Source organism: Fructobacillus tropaeoli, from assembly GCF_016860625.1.
GTDB lineage: Bacteria > Bacillota > Bacilli > Lactobacillales > Lactobacillaceae > Fructobacillus > Fructobacillus tropaeoli.
Genome location: NZ_BOJU01000001.1, coordinates 50,768 through 70,860 on the forward strand (window position 1 = coordinate 50,768; position 20,093 = coordinate 70,860).

The 20,093-nt window shown below is 33.9% G+C and carries 22 protein-coding genes; 1 reads left to right on the top strand and 21 read right to left on the bottom strand.

The window, feature by feature from the left end:
- Positions 1-172 precede the first annotated feature (172 nt).
- From FT12353_RS00220 to FT12353_RS00315, 20 genes are all read right to left on the bottom strand, one after another.
- Positions 173-3,061 (bottom strand): YobI family P-loop NTPase, encoded by a 2,889-nt coding sequence (locus FT12353_RS00220; RefSeq protein WP_203616820.1) that lies wholly within the window; start codon positions 3,059-3,061, stop codon positions 173-175.
- A gap of 417 nt (positions 3,062-3,478) precedes the next feature.
- Complete coding sequence (locus tag FT12353_RS00225) at positions 3,479-3,649, bottom strand: hypothetical protein (RefSeq protein ID WP_203616823.1); 171 nt, start codon at positions 3,647-3,649, stop codon at positions 3,479-3,481.
- Positions 3,650-3,681: 32 nt separating this feature from the next.
- Positions 3,682-5,751, bottom strand: coding sequence for a DNA topoisomerase (locus FT12353_RS00230; RefSeq protein ID WP_203616826.1), 2,070 nt, complete (start codon positions 5,749-5,751; stop codon positions 3,682-3,684).
- A gap of 60 nt (positions 5,752-5,811) precedes the next feature.
- On the bottom strand, positions 5,812-6,069 hold the full coding sequence (locus FT12353_RS00235) for a hypothetical protein (protein ID WP_203616829.1): 258 nt from the start codon (positions 6,067-6,069) through the stop codon (positions 5,812-5,814).
- Positions 6,070-6,208: 139 nt separating this feature from the next.
- Positions 6,209-7,999: an AAA family ATPase gene (locus FT12353_RS00240; protein ID WP_203616831.1), complete on the bottom strand. Its 1,791-nt coding sequence runs from the start codon at positions 7,997-7,999 to the stop codon at positions 6,209-6,211.
- 27 nt (positions 8,000-8,026) lie between these two features.
- On the bottom strand, positions 8,027-8,662 hold the full coding sequence (locus FT12353_RS00245; RefSeq protein WP_203616834.1) for a hypothetical protein: 636 nt from the start codon (positions 8,660-8,662) through the stop codon (positions 8,027-8,029).
- A gap of 9 nt (positions 8,663-8,671) precedes the next feature.
- On the bottom strand, positions 8,672-9,964 hold the full coding sequence (locus FT12353_RS00250; protein WP_203616837.1) for a toprim domain-containing protein: 1,293 nt from the start codon (positions 9,962-9,964) through the stop codon (positions 8,672-8,674).
- Between the two features lie 307 nt (positions 9,965-10,271).
- The gene (locus FT12353_RS00255; protein ID WP_203616840.1) at positions 10,272-11,015 is read right to left on the bottom strand and encodes a sigma-70 family RNA polymerase sigma factor; all 744 of its coding nucleotides are present in this window, start codon (positions 11,013-11,015) and stop codon (positions 10,272-10,274) included.
- Positions 11,015-13,045: a relaxase MobL gene (gene mobL, locus FT12353_RS00260; protein WP_203616842.1), complete on the bottom strand. Its 2,031-nt coding sequence runs from the start codon at positions 13,043-13,045 to the stop codon at positions 11,015-11,017. Before mobL ends, FT12353_RS00255 begins: the two co-directional genes overlap by 1 nt.
- A 42-nt stretch (positions 13,046-13,087) precedes the next feature.
- Entirely contained in the window at positions 13,088-13,513 is a 426-nt protein-coding gene (locus FT12353_RS00265) for a hypothetical protein (RefSeq protein ID WP_203616845.1), read from the bottom strand.
- A 10-nt stretch (positions 13,514-13,523) separates the two neighbouring features.
- A complete protein-coding gene (locus FT12353_RS00270) occupies positions 13,524-13,964 on the bottom strand; it encodes a hypothetical protein (RefSeq protein ID WP_203616847.1) in 441 nt (146 codons plus the stop codon).
- Positions 13,957-14,238, bottom strand: coding sequence for a hypothetical protein (locus FT12353_RS00275; protein WP_203616851.1), 282 nt, complete (start codon positions 14,236-14,238; stop codon positions 13,957-13,959). The genes FT12353_RS00270 and FT12353_RS00275 overlap by 8 nt, the downstream gene beginning before the upstream one ends.
- Positions 14,239-14,506: 268 nt before the next feature.
- Positions 14,507-15,457: a hypothetical protein gene (locus FT12353_RS00280; protein ID WP_203616854.1), complete on the bottom strand. Its 951-nt coding sequence runs from the start codon at positions 15,455-15,457 to the stop codon at positions 14,507-14,509.
- A 3-nt stretch (positions 15,458-15,460) separates the two neighbouring features.
- A complete protein-coding gene (locus FT12353_RS00285; RefSeq protein ID WP_203616856.1) occupies positions 15,461-15,958 on the bottom strand; it encodes a hypothetical protein in 498 nt (165 codons plus the stop codon).
- Entirely contained in the window at positions 15,955-16,308 is a 354-nt protein-coding gene (locus FT12353_RS00290; RefSeq protein ID WP_203616858.1) for a hypothetical protein, read from the bottom strand. Before FT12353_RS00290 ends, FT12353_RS00285 begins: the two co-directional genes overlap by 4 nt.
- Positions 16,298-16,582, bottom strand: a complete 285-nt coding sequence (locus FT12353_RS00295) for a hypothetical protein (RefSeq protein ID WP_203616860.1) — start codon at positions 16,580-16,582, stop codon at positions 16,298-16,300. Before FT12353_RS00295 ends, FT12353_RS00290 begins: the two co-directional genes overlap by 11 nt.
- 38 nt (positions 16,583-16,620) lie before the next feature.
- Positions 16,621-16,842 carry a hypothetical protein gene (locus tag FT12353_RS00300; protein WP_047974773.1) on the bottom strand — a complete coding sequence of 74 codons (222 nt, stop codon included), beginning with the start codon at positions 16,840-16,842 and terminating at the stop codon, positions 16,621-16,623.
- 21 nt (positions 16,843-16,863) lie between these two features.
- The gene (gene ssb / locus FT12353_RS00305; RefSeq protein ID WP_203616862.1) at positions 16,864-17,280 is read right to left on the bottom strand and encodes a single-stranded DNA-binding protein; all 417 of its coding nucleotides are present in this window, start codon (positions 17,278-17,280) and stop codon (positions 16,864-16,866) included.
- 21 nt (positions 17,281-17,301) lie between these two features.
- Positions 17,302-18,168 (bottom strand): replication initiator protein A, encoded by an 867-nt coding sequence (locus tag FT12353_RS00310; RefSeq protein WP_203616863.1) that lies wholly within the window; start codon positions 18,166-18,168, stop codon positions 17,302-17,304.
- Positions 18,155-18,412: a helix-turn-helix transcriptional regulator gene (locus FT12353_RS00315; RefSeq protein ID WP_047974774.1), complete on the bottom strand. Its 258-nt coding sequence runs from the start codon at positions 18,410-18,412 to the stop codon at positions 18,155-18,157. The genes FT12353_RS00310 and FT12353_RS00315 overlap by 14 nt, the downstream gene beginning before the upstream one ends.
- Positions 18,413-18,901: 489 nt before the next feature.
- Between FT12353_RS00315 and FT12353_RS00320 the strand changes: the two genes are divergently transcribed.
- Complete coding sequence (locus FT12353_RS00320) at positions 18,902-19,564, top strand: CPBP family intramembrane glutamic endopeptidase (protein WP_203616865.1); 663 nt, start codon at positions 18,902-18,904, stop codon at positions 19,562-19,564.
- Positions 19,565-19,859: 295 nt separating this feature from the next.
- Here FT12353_RS00320 and FT12353_RS00325 read toward each other — a convergent pair whose 3' ends face one another.
- Positions 19,860-20,027 (bottom strand): hypothetical protein, encoded by a 168-nt coding sequence (locus tag FT12353_RS00325; RefSeq protein ID WP_203616867.1) that lies wholly within the window; start codon positions 20,025-20,027, stop codon positions 19,860-19,862.
- Positions 20,028-20,093 lie beyond the last annotated feature (66 nt).

Genomic DNA, 20,093 nt, shown 5'->3' on the forward strand with positions numbered 1-20,093 from the left:
ACTTTGGTCGTTTTGTCATTATTTACTGATGTACCCTCCTACTGAGTAATAAAAAAAACCTCCCATTGGGAGGCCAAAACTCATTGATTTAAATTGTTTTCTTGCTGATTAACAAGCTCAGACAGATATTCTTGCAAGGCAACGTTAGTCCACTTAATAAATTGATATATAATTAATTATCTTTCTTAAGTGGAGATTTTTCAAATAGTGGTTGCAATTTATTATTGGTAATTTGGAATTCCTTAATAATTCTGTTGTCTTTCATCCATTCTAAAATAGCAATATTTATTTTATCATCGTCGTCATTAAATTTGATTTTCTCGTGACCTCGAGTTTTTTCCATGATTTTAATAAATTTACCTTGAGATAAGTTTCGCCGCTGTATATATTTTTTCACTTCATTCATTGATAAAGTACCGATGTTCATTGCAAAAATTTTATCGGTCAATTGATTTTCTTCGTGCAAGGATAATGTTAACAGCGGATTGCTCAATTGAATGGCATCTTTTATAAGGAGTTCCATTACTTCGGGTGAGAAGAAAGTTGAATCAACTTCAACTTCCCTCCGGTTCAATAATATTAATAGTTCTTTATCTATTTCAACATAATGAAATTCTATTAAAACTAATATCAGGTAATTGGTAGCATTTGAAATATCTGGAGCCTTTAACTTATCACCGCTATATTGCTCCCACATTCTTCTTAGCCTCTCCTCGGATAACGAATTTTCTACAAGTGTTGACTTTAGTGTGCTACTAGTTAGAGGTTCATCAAATATAATTTCATTTCTATTAATAAAATCATTTAGTTCTTCACTGAATGAATTGTGTTCAATATAGTAGTTCATGTTTGAAGCAGTTGGCTCAAAACCATCATTGCACAATAAAAGATCAACAAATTCTTTTTTAACTAAAGAAATTTTACTTATCCGCGGATTGACTACTATGTTTTTTATGAGATTAACTTTAAATTCATGAAAAACATCTGCAGCGTTTATCAAATGGATAAATTTTTCAGGCGATATATTCGGTTTTAATCGGTCTATGATTAATTGAATATTTTGTTGAGACAGACTGTATCGATTATTTAAGGCAATATCATATGTTTGAATGGGAGCTAATACGCGCAAATTAAATTCAATTGTTGGGAATATTTGTGTAATCGTGTCATAGTAACTTGAATCCAAGTTAATTAATTCCTCAATAAAATTGATATTAGCATTTCTAGCAGTTTTAAGTACCTTTTCAAATGTATTATATTGATTTTTATAAAGCCATATTATTAATTCAAAATTTAAAATTTGAGCTTGTTCGTAATCTTTTTCTTCAAGCTGTTCAACCAAACCAGGTATGTCACCTAATCTCAAATTAAAATCAATTTCTGATGACGAGGTATATAGTTTACGCATAAATATCTGAGTTGATACATCGCCATAGTAATGATTTATTATATTAAGATAATCCAATGTGATAAATCCATTTTTTATTAAAGCACGAATTAACTCTTGTTCATCTTCTTGTCCATCAATATTAGAAATTTGAGGGAAATTATAATCATTTAAATTAGGGGTATTTAAAGAAGCTAATTTACGATTCAATTTTTTCATTTCAGGTTCATAATAAACGGTTGGAGATAGATATTCTATATAATCATCTGCGTTCTCTTTATATTGTGAATATGGGCCATCAAAATCATTTTCAACATCATCGGTAATATATAGTTCCTCTTGTATAATTTTTTCAACAGTACCAAAATTGTTAATAAAAGATTTACTATAGGGATAATCCTTTGTATGCCACTTAATTCCCTTTTTTATAGCCCATAGTAAAAAAGATTCAGTTTCATTTTTTGCTGCAACGTTAGCTTGTTTTTCTTGCAATTGTTCGATTGACTCTAAAACTTTATTTTTTTGTTCTTTGATATTGTTTCTGAAGTCATTAACAATATCGCCTAGCAAACCTTTTCCATTTTGTATTTTGTCAAATTGGTCTGGAAAGATATTTTTATAGGCTATTAACGCTAATAATTCATTGTGTTTATTAATATAATCATGATTTTCGACTTCAATGCTTTTGTTTAAATTAGACATGTTTGAATAGATTGAATATTCATTATGAATATTCAATAGCAAACGATAATCATCAATAAACTGGCTGAGAATACGTAGTAATCTCGGATTAATATTTTCTCCAGAAAACAATTCTCTCAATTTATCAAAAGAATTATTAGTTGTAATAAATGGTATCACTGGAATTATTTGATCGAAAAATTTCACGCGGTCATTTTTATTTTCAAATAAATCGTCTTTAATCAAATAAATAAAAGTCCACTTTTTTGTGATATTTAGTTTAATGTTTAGTTCTCTTAGTTTATCGAATATTGAAATATCTTCAAACCTGTCCAAATCTTCAATAATTAAAACAGATTTTCCAGAGTGGTCAAATAAATATTTAATTTCATCCGTATATTTTTCGAATAAATCATCACTTTCCATATTTATTTCAGTATCCACTGGTTTTATTGAAAATTTAAAATTTCGTATTTCTATTTTGGAAAAAAATCTCCAAAGAATAACAGCACCAATTGAAAAAGAGAGGAAAAATAAAATAAGAGACGGTAAGAACCAAGATGTAACATTACGATTAGGTATAAGGACTAGGAATACAATTAAAAGAAACTCTACTATTGACATGAATTTATCTATATTAGAGATGGGTCTTTTGATTTTAAATCGTGTTAATGGGATTTGCTTTGGATCTAGTTGATAAATAATTTGATTAATAATATTTGCAAATATCATTCCTTTAGACTTTTTTGGATCTGTTTCTTTTAATCCATCAAAAGTAGAAAAACTAACCTTTAAAAAGTTACCTTCTTCATAAAAAAATGTATCTATAATGGAAGACTTGCCGCTTCCGTACTTCCCTGTAATAGCCAAATTATGGATGTGCTTATTATTCAACGCATTCCTTAAATGGACCTTATAGGATTCATAATGACTGTCATTTTTTAAATTCTCGTTTGGTGCTAGAGAATGTAACATTTTTTGTTTTGACTCCACTAAAATTTCCTCTCATATGTACCTGTTTTTATTAATTTTACCATGTTATTGTTACTCTTCTTAAAAAGAGATTTCTGCGTATTAATGCCTTATTTTTTCATGATGATTGAATTTGCCATTTTTCATCATTATCTATTTCAATTCTTAATACGCTAAGAACAGTATATAGATATTTGTTCGTATTATTAGAATAAATATTAAAATAATAGGTAATAAAAAAGCCTCTTACCCTATTAAGTAAAAAGCTTATCAGTAAAAACATTTCAAATTAACAAATCTAGAAACATGACTATGCATTGCCACGTGCTTTAGGATTTATACAGAATTAAGAAAACCATATTATTCATAATTTCCTTGTACCTCATTGTTACCACTATCATTTACAGAATCAAATGACTGAATGGCATCATAGGCAACTTAAACATCAGTTGTATTTAACTTTTCCATCAATTCTTCAGCTAAACCAACTAATAATTCTTGCTTAAGCTTTTTTGAATCAGCTTTTGCTTGCTGTAATTGTTCTTTGGCCTTGGCCTCCTTTTCTTCTTGATTACGCAACTTCTTTAATGTTGTTTGATTAAATGACATTTTCTTTTCCTCACCATAAATTTATTCTACTTTTAGCCTTTAGAAAAATCTGGCACAAAATTAACATAAGTCCGGCCATTTATGACTTTCTCTTCTAACTGACCCGAAGCAGTGTACACTTTGCCTTTTTTACTGGTAGCTTGAATTGATATTTTCTCGTTATTAAGCAGTTTTTCTACTTCCCCATCAGTAAAGCGATGCCCACTAAATGAACGATTAAATTGGATTTCTTGATTTGTCTTGGTCCAAATACCGCTCACAATATCAGGTACTACTAACTTTTGACTTGGTGTACCCAATACTTCTTGCATTTTCTTAGCATTATCAATAATGATTGGCATATCATGGGCAACGGTCAAACTAGATGATTTCATCGCATAAGCTATATCAACCTTAAATTTTCCAACTTGATCAAATATATCAAAAATTTGTTTCGTAGTTGTTGGTTGCGCAATGAAAGTCCCTTTCACAACGAATGCAGCGACCCTACCAACATCAGTAAGTTGAATTTTCCCTTTTTTGTCTTGAATATAAGCATCTTGCTTTTTTGTGGGAGAGGTCAAATCAGCATAGGTGCTTGTCCGAGTCGCTCCGGTGCCAATCTCATTTTTTTGCAGGAAGGTCTTGAGCCATGACCATGTAGGTGCTGATGGTTTACTATTTTGTCCCTCATGAATGAAGAGTTCTGCATTTTTCCCAATATTTTTATAATTGGTTTCCTCTTCTTCATGTTCTTGGTATATATCGTGCCAGCCATTTACCAAGGGGCGATTAATCATTGTCGTAAAACTTGGATTCTCTTTTATTTCAGCCTTAATTTGCTCATATTGGTAATTCTCGGCAAACATAGCTAAAAAGTTTTTTGAGAGAATTTCATAAATTTTGGGACCAGACATGCCATACTTTTTCAGGTCGGCTAAGCTAATTGGAACACGGGGCCCTGGTCGATTGGCGCCGTGGGCCCCTTCTGCTTTAACGTGTGTTTTACGAGGCGCTTTGTTCGTAAGTTTACTTACATCAACGCCAACTAAATCTGCGATTTTATCAATGTTTGGCAATGAATCATTAAACTGCTCAGGGGTAATCGTTTTATCCTCAGTTCGAGGATAAGAAACAATCTGATCTTCATAAAGCTTTTGATAAGTTTCCAAAACCTCCTTAGCTTTATAACCATCTTTAGCTAGGAGAGCTGATAGTGAAGATAAATCTAATAACTTAGGAGGTTTTGTCTCTTTTTTCTTAGTAGAAATAATCACTGGCGTTCCGGAAGAAATCAAACCCTCCTTCTCGTTTTCAGCTTCCATTTTGGAAGAAAAACGAAAAGGAACTTGCTCATCATCTTTTTTTACTGACCGGGAGTAAATATTACCAGCATTGTCCTTATATCGGTTTTCAAAATAAGGAATCTTTACATAGTTTTTAATAGCTTCTTCTTGTTCATAGACTTTATATAGCATTGCGGACTTAAGTCGTCCTTGCCTGGAAAGTATATTATAGCCACCATACTGACGGGAAGCAGTCGTTGCAATTCGAGTCAACTGCATCGAAATAAAATCCCAGCGATTACGTGCATTACCACGAATTAAATCACCATCTTTGGTAGGATCTGAAATATCACGTAGGTTAGTCATGGCCTTTTGAATAGACTTCGCAGATTCATCCAAAAAGTTCGCACGTAAAACCTTACCCTTCCAGTTGATGGCAAACAACACTTCCCAAGCTAATAGTTCCCCTTCGCCTGAAGGGTCAGTATCGGTTGCAATCACAATGGCATCAGCGATTTTTGCTTTTTCCTTAATTGCATCAACTTCACGTTTGGTGGAGCTTTCTTTTTTTGTTTTTGGGTTGTAGGAAGAAGTGTACTGATTACGCCACTGGAAAGGACTAATATCCCAGGGGAGATCGTCAAGGGACCATGATTGATATTTTTTACTTAGTTCTTTTGGCACTTGATTTTCAGGAGCTGCTAGTCCTAACATGTGTCCGTGCAAACTAACAAGCTCATAATCAAATTGATCAAAATGACCAGCCTTCCCACCCAGAGCCTTTTCAAAATTTTTACGAGCACTAGGTTTTTCAGTAATAATTAAGTATTTTGACATTTTTGCTCCTTAAATTTTTAAAATTATGTACACAGAGGACTTCCCTCTGCTTTTGAGCGCTTACGATGAAAGTCCTTGAAAATATTGAGCCAACATTTGCATTACAACCCAACCAATAGACGAGACCAAAAGTCCAATTGAAATTGCCTTTAGCTTGCTCTTTCCTTTTTCAGTCCCCTCGCGATCGCTACCAAAAAAATGTACACCAGCAACGACAGCTAACAATCCAGCTAAGCCGACAATTAAAATAAGCACCCATCCTGAGGCGGTGTGCATAGCATCTGCAATTTGCTTTGCTTTTCCTGCTAAATCAACCATTATCGTTCCTCCAACGATTTTATTTCAAAAAAGACGTAAAATTCTTTCTTGCTACATACACTATGGTTGAAGTTAAATATTCTACTGATGTCCCCAACTCAATAAAAAAGAGAATTGTTAATCAATTCTCCCTTTAGCTTTAAGAAATTTCCATGAGTGGTTTAATCCAAAATTTCAATTTTCGATCGTCATAAAGACTGCTTTCCGCTAATTGAAGATTTGGATTTTTAGCAACCCTTAAGCGCATAGCATACTTGCCCATGGGATTGATTAGCTGATATTTCAGAATCTGTTTAGAAACAACGGTATCAACTAAATCATTAATCGTCCGTTGGACTGGTCGTGCCCCTTCTTCTGGATTGAAGGCATTTTGAGCTAAATATTTAATCACCTCATCATCATAAAGAATTTTCCAACCGTTTTCATGCTTCACCATTTGAGCATATTCTTTGAATTTTTTAGCTGTAATAGCCTGAATGCTTTTCATGCTCAACTGATTAAACATAATAATATCGTCAATTCGATTAATTAATTCTGGCCGGAACCGATTTTGTAATTCTTTTTTAATTCCACGTTCAATACTCTTATCTTGAACATTAAATTTACCCTCTGGCAAACCACCATACTTCATTTGATCATTGATAAATTTAAAGCCTTCGTTAGAGGTCATGACAATATAAGCATTACGAAAAACAGCTTGTTTGCCTCGTTTGTTAGTCAAGATACCGTCCTGAAAGATTTGTAAGAGTAAATCAAAAACAGCTGGAGAAGCTTTTTCAATTTCATCTAAGAGGACAATGGTATACGGATTTTTCATGATACCGGCCGTTGCGCGCTCAATAAATTTATCAACTGCTTGGGCATCAACGAATTCTGACATATCAAATCGTAATAAGTTATCTTCTGAGTCAAATAAAACCTCGGCCATTGTCTTTACTAATTCAGTCTTACCAGTACCTGTTGGACCCAGTAGCAATTCAACAGCTAATGGACGATTTGGATCGTTGTGGTTGACAGCCACCTTTTGAACTTCTTGGCTGATAGTATCAGTGGCACGCACTTGTCCTAATACCCGCTTTGATAAAATTTCCGAAAGTTCTAAGGCGCGTTGCACATTGGATTTACTTAACGATTCAGTTGGGATTCCCGTCACCTCCTGCACTTGATCTAAGATGTCAGCAAGGACAAGGTTGTTTTTCTTTTCCAAAGTCACACGGGCTGCGGCACCTTCTAACAAATCAATAGCCTTGTCAGGTAGAAAGTGGTCATTGATATATCGTTTGGATAAATGAATGGAAGCGTGAATGGCTTCATCATCAATTTTTAAATCATAAAAAGCTTCAAGAGAAGGTTTCAACCCCCTCATAATGATGTTGGCTTCATCATCACTTGGCTCATTGACCATGATTTTTTGAAAACGCCGTTCCAAAGCCGCATCCGGTTCAATGTATTCATGGTATTCATCAGTGGTTGTTGCTGAGATTACTCGAAAGTCGCCTCGAGCCAAGCTAGGTTTCAACAGGTTACTCATATCAAGTAAACCTCGACTTGCACCAGCACCCATAATCGTGTGCACCTCGTCAATAAACAGAACATAAGCATCGCGCTTTTCTTTTAGTTCTTGAATAAGAGCTTCAAAATTTTGGGTAAAGCTGTCACCCTGAAGTGAGGCCACTTCCAGTATAAGGACTTGCACTCCCATTAATCGCTCCGGTACGTCACCATTTAAAATCCGTTTGGTTAGCCCCTCGACAACAGCGGTCTTTCCAACACCAGGTTCACCAATTAAGACCGGCGAATTTTTAGTTCGCCTTTGTAAGGATTCAATCACCTTTCGCGTTTCTTCATCACGCCCAATCACAACATATTGTTCAGGATGATCTGAAACTTGTTGAGATAAGTTTGTTGTAAATTGTTCAATTGCAGACATGATTTTTTCCCCTAAGCTCTACCAATCCTACTCATTGTCTTCAGCAGCAGCCATTGCATCAAAAAGTGTATCAGCATTTGTGATATTCTTTTGGTTCACTTCTTCATTGGTCACCTCAACGGCTTTGGCCTCTTCATCTGTTACATCTGGTAACAGATCACTTTCCGTTGAGGGCTCAATTGTAGAAACTTTATTAATAGTAGCCGTTTCTTCATTATTTTGTGCAGATGAAGTAGCATTATCGTTCAAATCAGTTGTTATAGCAGCATTATCCGGTTGAGAGTCAGATTCATCCTTTAAGGCAAAATCATGAACATGAGATGGATCCGGCAACGAATTAGATTCTTGCAAAGATGACTCTGGATCATTCGATTCTACTGCCTTATGCGATTTTAAATCGGTTTGAATTTGAGTCGTTGCCTTAGGATCCAATAAAGATTGATTTGACTCTCCTGTTTGATTAACTTGCCCTTGGGTTCCTTTCAAAATAGCAAATTTAGATTGATAAATTGCGTAATTCAACCCTTCCGTCAAATCTGATAAAGGCATAAATTGGTTGTGTACCCCCTGTCCTTCTTGGTTAAGCAATGAATAGTGAATCCATAGTTGCCCAGTCTGTACAAATGTTTGATGAATGATAAGTTCATAATCTTTTGATTGCATGGTAGCTCCTTAAATTTTCATTTCGGCATCTTGAGTGGCGAGTTCTTCTTCAGCAGTAGACTCAAGGCCTTCTTGAGGGTTTTCGTTAACTTCTTGATAGCCTGTTAAATCTTCCTCATTTGTGGTGATGTTGGTTGATTGGGTTTGATTTTGGTCCATTGTTTTCTTGAGTGGTGAGTTTTCAAATTCTTTAGGTAAAGCTGGCTCATCTTGTAAGAACGCTTCTTCTTGCTTAGGGCTTGCATAGGGTACTTGATCAATGGCATCTATGTCGTAACTAAGTGTTTCGTTCGTTGAGGAATAACGCAACTGATCGTTCCAATCCTTACAATTTAAATCAGCAGGTATATCAATTTTCAATTCCACTTGGTCAAAGGAATTCAAGCGACTTAACATCAAAGCATACTTCTTAGCGAACTTTCTTCCAACTTTATCGTTGTCGGTTGCGAAATGGATACTTTTAGGCAAGTTAATTTCACCTTTATCCGCGTTTAAATAGTGGTCTGAAATATATCGATTTAAGACCGAGTCTTTTACTCCTGATAACGAGAGAAAAGCGACTTGTTCATGTTTGTCATGAATTTCTTTAAAGTGCATTTGCCAATAACTGATAGCATCAATTGGAGCTTCTGTAATCACTAATCGATCCGGTTGCTTTTTTTCAGAAGCCCCGAAGCGAAAATTAAAACCATAATAAGAAGCCGGGCTACCTTGAATGATCCCCTTCCAGTAGCCCTGGTGCTTATCATTTCGATTTTTAGTTGGTATCGTTGCTTGTGTATCAGACCCAACAATTTTTCCAGAAGAATCTCGCCAATTGTACATGAGGTTATGAATAGTCTTCGTATGGCCATTCCTGGTAAATTTCTTCAAATGATCTGTTAAAAATCCGCCATCGGCAAGTAAATTAACTAAGATGGGATGGATCCCACGTTTTTTTTCAAGGTATTTTTTGGATTGATCTGAAATTGGACTCGTTTTTAACGATTGAAAGTCGTATTGCACATGTTCAATATCTTCATCGACGGAAGGATGAAAGTCTCCCGTCCGCTCATCTCGAATTTTCTTTAATTTTTGAATATGCTCTGCCTTATTAGTGTTGTTTTCTAAAGCATCCATCAAGCGGAGAAGGCCGCCTTTTTGATCACGGGCAAACCAAACAAAGTTATTGCGAGAAAAATTAACAAATAAGCTGTCATGACCGTCTAACAAACGATAGCCACCTTTATTTGGTTTGCCCCACTTATACCCTTCATAGGTCAGGTATTCTTCAACAGAGACGTAATTTGGATTATCTGTCATTATCTTTGCGCTCCTTGTCTTTTTCTATTAAGACTATGGTCGCGTTTGAATAATTTACAGATGTCCCCTAGTTTTCGCAAACGTAATTATACTTACATTTATAATTGTAAATATAATTATAAATAAAAAAGGCAAAAAAAAAGAACACTGACGTGTCCTTAATCCGCCTGAGGAACTGCAACATATGAAGGCGAATTCAGCAGTTGTGTTCCTACAAGCTTATGAATATATTCTAACAGCAAACAAGCTAATATACAATGTAATTTAGAATTTGTTTGAGCAATGTAAAAAAGTACATGAATAAGAATTATTTAAGGTTATCTTGTATCATACTTGCCATTTGTTGACGTGCATCCTGACTGACCTTGGAAATGTGCTGTTGACTGACATTTAATAATTTACTAACTTCCTGTGTTGATCTAGCACGGCCTGTCATATCAAATCCGTATACTAAAAATAAAACCATTCGTTCTTTTGCGTTTAATTTATTCATTGCTGAATGGACACTGTTATGAACATCTTGCTCATTTTCATTTGAGTCTGGATCAGTAGTTAAATCATCATCAAGAATAGTTGGTTTGTAAGTGAGTTCTTGTAAGCCATTTTTTACGCGTTGAGGGCTCCAACCAAGCTTATTGGCTAATTCATCAATCGACGGCTCTCGATTTAAATCATTTTGTAAAAGACTGATTTCCTTTTTTAATTGGTGCTTAGCGCGCAACTGATATCCTGAGTAGGATAAAGTGTGCTTTGAGTTATTAAATGCCATATAAATTTCTTGATTAATTCGTATATATAGATAATGAGTATGAGAATCACTATTACTTTTTTCGGGATTAAAATCTCTGATGGCTTTCAGCAAACCAAATTGGCCTGCTGATAATAATTCTTGATATAAATCTGCATTACGACTACTAGCATGTTCAGGTATATATTTATGCACACAACTGACTATCAGTCCTTGATAACTGTTCATTAAACGCTCAAGTTTGGAATCATCTCCCGAGACCACTTGATGAAAAAGTAAATTCTGTTCCTGTGTGTTCATCATTACTCCTCCAACTCTTTCTTACGTTCTGCTGATTTAATACGTGCTTGTTCCGCTTCATAAGCGTATTCTGCCTCGTCCATTCCCCGTTGGCTGTCATCCTTAGCAAGTTGCTTTAAAATGGCCTCTACGCCGAGTGAGTTCAATTTAATGAATGAATGCTTTTTCGCTTTGGCAATATGCTTTACTGGTTGTTGGATTTTAGTAGCACGAACTTTTTTGTCATCATCTTGTTGACCATTATTAAGTGAATTAATATGTTCAAATTGATTACGATTTTCATTTAGTAATTTCCGCCGTTCAGTGGCACTTAACTCAGATGATTGCATCAATTCATTATTGAGAAATATCTTGTGTTTAGCGAATAAGATTTTTTCCCGTCTTTCCAGTAAGGTCAATTCGTCTTGACGTTCTTTATCTGATAAGGTTTCCATGGATGATTCATTATCCGTTAGCAAGACACGTTCATCTTGAATTTTTTTCAGGTGATACTTGTAATATGAATCGCTGACCAGCTTAACGTCGGCCTTCTCCGGTAATGTTGTTTGCCAAGCTAGTTCTTGTTTTGTTTCTTTTTGTGAATCGGAAAGTCTGAAATTTGGGGTTTGATCAATTTCTAAATACTGAATTCTTTGTTGAATCTGTTCGTTTTGGAAAAGGGAGAAACCATCGTGCTTGTCTTTTAAGTTAGCTTGCTTGATCTTTAAATCATCAAGTTCCTGTTCACGATGGAAAACATGAATGGCCCTTTTTTGTCGTCCCAATTCTTTGGATAATTTTTTGGGTACGGGTTGCTTTTTCATTCTTAATTCTTTGACTTGTTCTTCTAATCGATTTTTGATTTCAACATGTTTTTCAAGCGAGCGTTCTTCTTGTTCATAATCAATTTCAAAATATTGAGGTTCAAGATTTTTAATTGTGCGATAAAGTTCATTGACTAATCGATTTTGAATTTTTTCCTGTTGATTACGAGCATATTGATCAGTTTTGGTCGAATGACCATAACCCTTTTGATAGACTTTTTGCAATTTTTCATTATCGTCCAGAAGGTCTAGGTTAGCAGGACTATTTTTTAAAAAGTCTTGAATAAAGTCATTTGCTAATTGATTTGCAGCCTTCATTTCAATTGCATTCGATTTAGCACGCCATTTTTTTGAATCCTCAGGTAACAAATGAATAATGGCATTTAACATTTCCTTTTGTTGGTAGCTATGATAAAAAGTATCTTGTTTTTGAAAACTTTGAATTAGTTTTTTACTATCAATTTGTCTTTTAATTAATAAATTTCTTTCAATTTCTTGATTTTTATCTAATCTTGCAGCGTTCCAAAAATCTCGTTTTAAATGATTAATCGTCTTTTGTTTAAAGACGCCCTTTGGTTCTAATTGACCGTTTTGGATGTTTTTTTTAATTGGTCGCTTTGTATTGACTTCATAAGTTGCTAAATGAATATGAATGTGATGATCATTAATATCTCCCTTCAAATGAATGTTGCCAAACCAATTGGCTGACTGGTCAATACCCTCCGCCTTTAATAAATTAGGCATCACTTGTTGCACAACTTTTTTTAAACGACGTTGGTCAAGATTACGATCAACCACGTTATCCATAATTTGTTGTTTCACTAGAAAATTATCGGATAACGAAATTACGGTTTTCCACATCAAATTATTGTTCTTTGTAGCTTGATTAATTTCTTTCTTGATATCTTGTAGCTCAGGTTGACTTAAATTAAATTTGTTTTTGGAAAAAGTTGGGGTTAAATCATCTTGGACATTTTCTTCCAATGCTGTCGCGTATTCTTTTTTTCCATATTCAACATAATCAGTGTACCGGCCATTTTTCTTAGCTAAATTTTGCCCTAAGATGTCTTGGTCGTTTTGAATGCTGGTAACTTCTTCATCTCTACCACGATGGTCCAATAAATAATCCACATAGCCAGACCGACATTTTGAAAATTGATGCTTAATGATAATGTCTGGGTTTGAACCTGAAGTCGCACTTGTTATTATATTTTGACCCATTACTGTCATTTTCCTTTCTGTTTTTATTATGTATAACTGGAAAAACCAGTTTTATTTCTTTTTTAAAATTGACTTAATTGCTTCTGTTTTTTCGCCCAAGACTTCTGCGCATTGCGAATTAGACAAGCCAAATTTCTTAGCCCATCGTACGTTTTCTTTCAGTCTTTCTAATTCATCATTTGACAAATAATGTGAAAAATCACTTCCTTCTTTTTCTAGGATTTCATGTATCAATACGCGGATTTCTCCGACGATTGTTCTTTGTACTTTAATTTTTTGTGTATGTGCAATATCCAGTCCCAATAATTCAGCTGGCAACAACCAATTGCCGTGAGAATCTGAATCGCCAATTGTCTTATACCATCTTTCTTCTTCAGGTATATCAGTGATTGGATTTTTGGCTTTCCAAAAAATTTCATCCAATTGATCAAGTTGCAAAAGCAATGATTGAAGTTGTTCAATTTCTTTGTCTGCCATCTAACTCCTCCTAATTATTGTTTTGCTTTTGAATTCTTTCGATTTCTTGATTGATCAATTCTTTAATTTTTTGATTACGTTGATATGGAATTGAACCTTCTTCCGTAAAGTTTTGCAGTTCACCATTTAACGGTAAATTCAATAGCACGATTTTCATTTGAGTTAATTCGTTTAAAATTAGTTTTAATCGATTTTCTTCCGTTAAGTTGTTCTGTCTTAAAGCTTTTTCTATTTTTTGTAATTGATTGGCATAAGTATTTTGGTTGTTTTTTTCATAAGGTATGACGAACAATTTTGCAATCATCATCAAACAAAATTTAACTACATCCGTTTTACTCATCTCATATTCAAAATTATCATTATTTTGATTCACCCAATTAAAAATTACTTGTAGATTTTTCTCGGCATCTTCATCAAAACGGAAATTATGTCTTTGATATTGGTTAGTCATAGTTATCCTCTAAAATTCGATTTAATAATTCAACTTGGTCAGAAAGAATTGATTCAATTAAAGAATTTGATTGCAAAATTTCATTTTTATTCGCTTCAATTTTTTCTAAAACCTTTGCTATATTATTTTGGGGTGTAGTCATTTCTTTAGTTAGATTTTTAATTACATCACGCATAAAAGCAGCTGTCGTTTCGTAACCATTTTCTTCCCCCATCTTCACTAACGCTTGATAATCCTGGTCATCGATATATCGAACTCGCAATTCTTTTGTCAACTTAACACCTCTTTTCTTCTGTACAGCGTATGTACAAACTGTATGTACAGCGTATGTACAAAATCATAAAAACAGAGCATAAGGGGAAATTGTCCACACGCAAGCGTTGGACCCCACAGTGTGGGGATTTCCCGTGTCCACCTCCATTTTTTCTTGTACATACAGCGTATGTACAGAAAATGGGGTAAATTTTGTCGGTTTCACCTGTTGTACATACGCTGTATGTACAGAGTGTGTACAGCGTATGTACAGATTATTCCCAACAAAACTACTTAATTTTCGTGGCTTTTTGAATATCAGGGAATTTGAATTTGCCACTTTCAACATCATTTTTCTTTTGATTTAATGAATTAGTTTCTTGGTTAGCATCGTTTAATTTTTGATTCAGATCAGTCAAAGATCGGTTCGTTGAATTGATTTCATTTCGCAAATTATCGACGGTCACGTTTCGCTTATTAGCTTCATCTTGAGTAATTGAATCGGTATTTTGTTGAAGCTTTTCAATTTGTTGATTGTCAAAATTAATCAACTGATTAGCACTCGAAATTTGTTGTTGAATGTTCTTAATATTTTGTTGATTTTGCTTTTTCTCAGATTCGATTGAAGACAAAGTAACTTGCTTAGCAGATTGATCTTTCAAATGATAATTCCGCGAAATCTTTTTTTGAATAACTGAAAAAATGGCTTTCGGTGAAGCTTGAGCAGTAGAATCGGAAGAACTTGAAAAATCAGATGAAACATTACTTGCCGGCGTGATTTTTTGTGGCATATTTGAATTGGCTTGAATTTGAATTGCCCCAAACGTTTTATCTAAATCAGTCACAATGACCACCCATTGATTATTCAATGTCGGGATCACCTTAATCTCGCCATCACCTTGACTAGTTTTCCCAGAAAACTTTAATTCATCTCCCGTTAAAACAGAGTCATTGGCAATTCCCGTAGCGGAAAATTTAAATACTGCAATATGTGCATCAGGATTAAATTGTGCAGAGGTCATTTGAACTTGTAGTGAGGAATCACCACCAACTGAAATGGGCGTATTCAGTTTTGTTGGTTGAATATTAATTGGCTCACCCTGTCGATCAACAATGGCAAAAATTAACAAGAATGCAATCAAGGAAAATGTCACAACGGCATATAATCTTTGACGAAGAATAATCTTATCTTCAAGAAAAAATTGCCATTGCCCTGGTGCTAAATGAAATTTCTTAAACATCTCTTACTGCCCCCAATTCGTAGTTAAAATACTTTTCAAATTAGAACTATCAACGTCATTATTTGAGACGATAAATTGATTTAACTGATTTAGATTCATACCAGAAATTTGAATACCTACATTGCCTTGATAGACGGGTACAATATAAAAATTTGAATGAACTTTAAGTTCAAAATTCTTTTCAATTTTTTTAGTTTGGTCAGAAAACTGATTCAAATAAACAACTTTAATACTATTTGTGCCAATCTGAGAACCGACTTGGTTGTCCATCACTTTTTTAGCAGATTTTTCAAGTTGGGTTCCTGGTTTATAAAAAACAATCAAAATTCGATTTTTACTTGAAGACTGAATGATATCCGAAGAAGAAACGTTGGGCGTTTCTGAAAAATCACCGGCTGTCACTGCTTGATAAGATTTAAAAGTTAAAACACTAATTAACACAACGGCCACTACTGCAATAATGTGCATAAGTCTGTAGAAAAAGGTTTCAATTCGCTTCATGATAATTCACCTGGCATTGGCCGCACTCGACCAGTTGTTAAAGCAATTCGTATGACTGTTTTCATCAAGGCATCATTTTGATCAGGAACAAAAATGATTTTAAAAGAATCAGTTTTTTCTTGTCCCTTATCACTAATTTCTTTCTGCATTTTGTTACTTGTAGTTACGGCAAACCGTATTGGCTGATTGTCATCTTCAACCACGGCAATCAAACTCATTTTAGGAATTTTGAACGAAGACAGACTCTCAGGTATTAAGCCATAATGCTCAATGGTTTTGCCATCTGACTGATGTTCCAATCCATTTCCTGTTAAAAAAGTAAAACGTAAATATTCTTTTTTAGTCTTCATTTTCTTCCTCCTTCATGATTAATTGATTGAGGTTTTTGGTTTCTTGATCAATCTTAAATTTCAATATTGCATGTTGCTCACTCGTGATTGGGATGAAGCTTAATCTGATAGTCAAGAAATCAATATATTTTTGTAATTGACGAATTTTCTTTTGCTTTTTATATTTAACTGTTTGTGTGTTGCAATTAATAATTGTTTCTTTTATCACCTGCTCAACACGGTCAGTTAGCATTGTTTCTTTAGTTTTAAATAAGCTCAACTGTTTAGTAACCATTACACTTCTCCCTCCCTAGTCTCTCTGAAATGTATTAATTAATAATATGGATGGGCTAACCATTTCATATGTTTTGCGTATGGCAATGGGGCATTTTTTAATTCTCTAATCTTAATGTTTTTCTGCAGCGCTAAATTTTTTGGAGCTTTACTACTTTGTTTAACTAGCTTCTGATTCACTCCGTTTACTTCGGCCGCATAATACAAACCAGCATTTTTTCTTTTTTCATAATTAGCAATAGAAATATCAATGTTATTCATACTTTTATCTCCTTTCCAAAACTAAAAGGGCAAATCATCATCGGTTACAACAACCTCATCATTGCCGTCAGAAACTAATTCATTTTCTGCTAACTGGTGGCGAAGGATTTCTTTATCTTGACGAGTTTCAATCAAATCAAAATGGTCTACATAAATGTCAGTTACAAAATGGGTATAGCCATCTTTTTCGTATGAACTACTTTGAAGATGACCATCTAAACCAATACGATCACCTTGATCAACCAATTCAACAAAATTCTGTGCTTGTTTCCCCCAGAGAACAAAGCGGAAGAAGTCGGTTGGCCGTTCTCCATCCTTATTCGTAAAATTTCTTGGTACGGCAATCCGACCGGTTGTAAAAGTTTTACCAGAAGCCGTGCGGGCCAACTCGGTTTTCATAACTAAACGACCACGTAATGCTGCAATATTCATACTCATAATTTTTGTCCTCCTGTTGTTTTACAACTTGTCAAAACGAAACATTGGCACTTTAGGTGCTATTTCTTTTGATTGAGTAGACTGTTCACTTAATGTTTTCTGCCATTGTTGCTTTTCTTGTTCTAGCGTGTCGATAACTTGTTCAATATAAAAAAGATTTGACGAATCATTTAGCGCTGCTTTCGTGATGGCTTCACTAACAATTAAGGGACCATGATACTTTGCTAATTCTGACAACCGTTGTATTTTCACTTGAGTAATTGATCCACCTGTCTCTTTTCGATATTGATCAATCAGCAATTTTTCCTTTTGCGATTCCGATTCTGCAGATTGAGTTAATACGTCATCATCATCATCTCGTTTTTCATTTGGCTTAGTATCACTTAATTCAGTATCACTATAGTCAGTATCATTAGGGTTTGATTTTGAAACCTTTGGAGGTTTATTTTTCAAACCTCCAGTGGTTTGCTTTTCAAACTTCCGGAGGTTTGATTTTGAAACCTCCTTGTCTCCCAAGGGTTCAAGGGAGTTTTCTGAGAAAGAATCATTTGTTACTGCGCCAATATAAAGACGATTTGCACGATTGAAACCCATTTTTTCTTCTTCGAGCAACCCATATTTAGCTAAGTCTTTTTTAATGGCAATCACTTTGTTTTTGCCACAGCCTAAAATTTCTTGCAAAGCTGCAACCGTGAAAACAAAGTAAACATTTTGCTGCTCATCAACCCAGCCGTTTTTTAAGGACAATTCAAACCGGTCTCTTAAAATGGCATAGGCTGTCTTGGATTCCAATCTCATATCTTTATATTTTTCTGAAGTAAAAAAGATTTTTGGAATTCGATAAAATTGTTCAAATGACTGAATTTGTTGGAGGTTAATTCTTTGCATTTGATGTGTCCTCCTCTTCATTAACAAAAGTCTGTTCAATCAATTCATCAATTGATAGATTTAAACCAGAAGAGATATGCAACAATGACTCAATTGAAGGATTTGATTGGGCGGATTGTTCCCATCTTGAAATCGCACGTTGTGGTACTTGCCAAGAATCGGCCAAATTTTTCTGAGTCATGGAATGACTAACTCGATACCCCTTAATAATTTGCCGCAAATCTAAACCTGTATTGTTATTCATGTTATACTCCTACTATGTGTAAAGGCCCTTGGTGACCACCAACTAAAAAAAGTAAAAAAAAAGAAGCCACATCGGGCTTCTTTGGTTTGCATATATGCAAAAAAATATAAGAGTTATTGGCAATGAAATCATTGCTGCCACTCACTAAATTCGCCTTCTGTTGCTTTTAATAATGCGCTTTGGGGTAAATGAACTAAGGCATTTGTCAAGTCTTAATGCAACAGTTTAAAATTTTTCTTTGAAATAACCTCTTTAAAGCTGATTATTCTTATTTTTCTGATAAAATGAACACATCATTTTTTGTAGATCCTAACAGAAATACAAGATCTAATTAATGAAATTAGAAACATAAAAAGTGAAATTAGTAAAACCAGCGGCACTGTTATAAACAAAAGAAAATTAAAATAACTAGTAAAAATAATTTGATATAATAACTAACCAAAGTGGGATTTTTAAAAGATTATGATTATGTATAAGGAAAGAAAGTCAATGAAGATAATAAAAAAGATTTTTGTTCTGATATTGTTAATTGCTATAGTTTTAGTAGCAGGATATATTTCGGGATCATCCTATTCTCTTTTGTCGCAGTCAATTAGTGTAGCATTATATATTTTCAGTATCAGTATTGCTGTTTTTATTGTCAAAGCGATTACAAAAGTAAAAATATTTGAAAAGTTGAACTGGTATGACGTTCGAATAATTATACAAAATTATATACTACAAATGGCCCTTCTATATTTGATACGTTTAATTAGTACAAAATTAGAAATCACAACTAATTATAAGAACCAAGAAAACATTTTACAGATACTACAAGGATTATCAGCACCAATATTATCAATTATGTTGTCATTTATAATATTGTTTGGCCCGATTTTAGAGGAAATAGTTTTTAGAGGGTATGTTATGAACATATTTGAACGTAAAAAAATGGGTATTTTTAGCGTTATACTATCATCTTTAATATTCTCTTATCTTCATTTACACTCTTTCTTAATAACCGAGAATAATATTATTGCATTTTTGTCTTATTTTATAACTGGAATATCCTTAGCTTTAACTTATCGAAAAACTAAAAAATTAACAGCAAGCATTGCTCAACATATGCTTGCAAACGTAATTGCATCAATACCTATTATGATAATGATTTAGGTATGTCAAAAATACTATTTCTAGCAAAAATAAAAGAAATCGAATCTCTTAATGGGCTTGACTTCTGGTAAAAAAGCAGTCTTAAATATTATGATTTAATGTGAATCCTAACTTAAGATATGTCATTGACCGACTTTAAGGACTGATACCGTTTGAATATCGGTTGTCAGTCCTTTATAATAGTTGAAAAATCATTGCTGCTTTGTCGTAAATTTACTCATAATAAAAGCCTCAAAATTTTGGAGAAAATTTTGAGGCTTTTATTATGAGACTACTTTTTTAATTTTATTTTTGATTAACGTCCGTACGTCATCCAATCCCACAATCCAAAGGCACCACCATCACTACCAGTGGTAGCATTAGAAAAATAAGCACCTCCGCCATCAGTCAATACAACTCCTCCATTGATACAAGATAGTTCATCTTCATCAATAAAATTCAAAGAATTAATATTATTCATCATTCTCTTTCTCTCCCTCCTTACAATGATATAAATAAAATTTATTGCCCAAATTTTACCATATTATTC